The organism is Piscinibacter defluvii, from assembly GCF_004011805.1.
Taxonomy (GTDB): domain Bacteria; phylum Pseudomonadota; class Gammaproteobacteria; order Burkholderiales; family Burkholderiaceae_C; genus Piscinibacter; species Piscinibacter defluvii.
Window position 1 is genome coordinate 1 of the sequence record NZ_RCHJ01000085.1, and the last position, 2983, is coordinate 2983.

General features: G+C 63.0%; 2 protein-coding genes. Both read left to right on the forward strand.

From position 1 onward, the window contains the following. The first annotated feature begins 1285 nt into the window (after positions 1 to 1285). Positions 1286 to 2017: a phytochelatin synthase family protein gene (locus D9C15_RS32885; RefSeq protein ID WP_128003673.1), complete on the forward strand. Its 732-nt coding sequence runs from the start codon at positions 1286 to 1288 to the stop codon at positions 2015 to 2017. Positions 2018 to 2259: 242 nt separating this feature from the next. Next, positions 2260 to 2679 (forward strand): iron chaperone, encoded by a 420-nt coding sequence (locus tag D9C15_RS32890; protein WP_128003674.1) that lies wholly within the window; start codon positions 2260 to 2262, stop codon positions 2677 to 2679. Positions 2680 to 2983 lie beyond the last annotated feature (304 nt).

The following is a 2983-nucleotide window of genomic DNA, read 5'->3' on the forward strand; positions in this document are numbered from 1 at the left end:
TCGCGGGCCAAGTGCCTTCCCGGCTACGGCCCCTCAGCTCAAACGTTAGGCCGCACATGCAATACCGAGCGTGGCGCTCAGCCAGAGAAGTGGTCTCCTATCAAGAGGGTGACCTTCGCTGCGACTTCAATTGCACCTATCCCAGCGCCGAGCAACCTCAAGTCTTGTACTTGCACGACCGATGCAATGTCTCGGGCCAGGAGCGGCGCCTCACTGGCGACGAAATGGTCCGCATCGAAGAACGACTCAGCAAGTTCCTCACCGAGCGGCGCGTCTTCGGAGTCAAACTTGGAACGCTAGAGCTTCATGTCATTCGCGAGCAGTCGCTGTAGTGGTCCGTGACTCTCAATCGTGGCGCTCTGGGTTCGCGGCGTGACGCTTGCTGCCCGCTGTCAGCTCTGCCTCTGGCTTCTTCCTCTTCCGCTGCCGGCGCCACGCCAGTTCCAGTTCTTCACCGCAAGCCACGCGCCACGGCTCCCACGATCCAGCACGCCACTCCGAGTGCGGCCTAACCCTTCGCTGGAGCGGGACCTCCACCGGCATGGCACTTGGCCCGCGAGGCGCTCGCTGTCATCATCCGCCTCGCGGGCCAAGTGCCATCCCGGCTCCGGCCCCTCAGCTCAAACGTTAGGCCTCATGGGACAACAGATCGCAATCGCGCTGTCACTCGAAGACGAGAACCTTCTTCTCCAATGCCTTCGCAAGTCAGCCGAGATCGAGATCTATCGCTCTTGGTCGCCGACACCGAGCTCGGTTCAGTCGTTCAGCTCAGACTTGGAGGCATCCCCCTTTTACATACACAACAAGGCGTTCGACTGGCTGCCATCGTTCGAGCGCGTTGACTATGTCGACAGGCACACTCGCCAAGCAGGCGTCTACTACCGACTGGCCAACCCGCATGGCCCGCTCCTTGAGTACTCTCGGCACCCAATCGGCGCCGAAGCTCCACAAGTCGCCGGACGCCTTTGCTGGTCAAGGGCCTTTGCTTCCGCACCCAAGTACGACGCCACTGCGTTTGGTGCTTGGTACTCGCACGTCGCGTCATGGCTGCGCAAGCACGCAACGAAGGTCAAGCACGGCGCTACGGAACCTTGGTGCCTGCCCGGCGCTCGACTGCTCCTAGCGAATGAGGCCTAACCCTTCGCTCGAGGCGACAGCCGACGGCTTGGCACTTGGCCCGCGCAACGGCCAGTGTCATCATCCGTCGCGCGGGCCAAGCGCCAACCCGGCGTCTGCGCCTCAGCTCAAACGTTAGGCCCCACACCGAAACCGAGCAGTCCGTTCGATGCGCCGATTCGCCAAGCGCGCTGCCATCGCTGTCTCGTTGACGCCGCTGATTGCGGCGTCCGCTGTCCTCTGGTACGCCCTGTCTGAGCCGCCAGCGGAGAACCTGCCGCTTGCGCCGGAACTTACAAGCGCGGTGTCGGCCGAAGGCCAAGAACTGCTGTCATCGGCCACCAGCAAGGTCGACTGTGCACAACTCGCGCAGTATGTGCAGGCTCAAGCCCGCCGGGCCTTCTGTGGGCCAGCCACGGTTAGCGCAGTGCTCAACGCCGCGCTCGCGCCCCAGCCGCCTGCCACGCAGAGATCGCTGTTCAACGCGTCTACTGCGCCGATCAAGGGCGAGCTTGCTCTGTCATTGAGCGGGCTAACGCTCCCCGAGCTCGCAGGTTTCCTGCTGGCCCATGGCATGCAGGTGCAACTGGTGCACGCCAGTCAGTCCGACCTTGCCTCTTTCCGGCACGCGGCGCGAGCAGCGCTGGCAGAGCCTCGCACGTTCATCATCGTCAACTACGATCGAAGAACCCTGAAGCAGGCGGGGGCTGGACACATCTCGCCATTGGGAGCATTCGACGCATCAACTGATCGCGTCTTGGTCATGGACGTTGCAAAGCAGAAGTACCCTTACACGTGGGTGCCGGTCTCAATGTTGTGGGATGCCATGAACACCCTCGACGCCGACTCGGGGCGAATGCGCGGCTACCTCCTGGCTACCGCCGCGGACTCCAAGAGGTAGCTGGGCGCGGTGGGGCCTAACCCTTCGCTCGAGAGGGACCTCCGCCAGCAAGGCACTTGGCCCGCGAAGCGGTGTGGTCCATCATCCGCCTCGCGGGCCAAGCGCCTTCCCGGCTACGGCCCCTCAGCTCAAACGTTAGGCGTCGCGATCACCACCGAGCCAGTCCCGCCGCTTGCCTCTTGTCGAACTGCGTTGCTTCTGTTCGTCGTGCAGGACCACTCATTCTTGCCCGCGGAGGCTGCATGAACACAATTCCTGCTACGGTCGACGAGTACATCGCGAGCTTTCCGCCCGAAGTCCAAGCCGTGCTTCGTGCCGTGCGTGCCACCGTTCATCGCGCTGCTCCACAGGCGGAAGAACGCATCAGCTACCGCATGCCTGCATTGTTCCAGTCAGGTGTCGTCGTGTACTTCGGTGCGTTCAAGAACCACCTTGGCCTGTTTCCGCCAGTAGAAGACCCGGCGCTACGCGTCAGAGTCGAGGCGTTCGCCGGGTCAAAGGGCAATCTGCAGTTCCCCTACAGCCAGTCCATCCCGCACGAACTCATCGCCGCGGTGGTTCAAGCCAGGCTCAAGTCCAATCTCGCCAAGTTGGCAGCAAAGCGCCCTTCGGTCAAGAGTTCGTCTGCTAAGCGCCCTGCCCGTAGCCGCAGCGCCGCCTAACCCTTCGCTCGAGCCGACCCACACCGGCATGGCACTTGGCCCGCGAGGCGCTCGTTCTTATCATCCGCCTCGCGGGCCAAGCGCCATGCCGGCGCGGTCGTCTCAGCTCAAACGTTAGGCGTCGGACCACCCAAATGACCATCTGCGCACCAAGCGTCTACGTCAGACACACCGGAACCCGCAAGGGTCGCGGGGCCTATGCCGCTCGAGCTCACGTCGCCGGCGAGTTGGTCGAGTCTTGCCCAGTGATCCTGCTGTCCAACGCCTATGCGTCTATCCCGGAGGAAGTGCGCAGCTTGTTGTT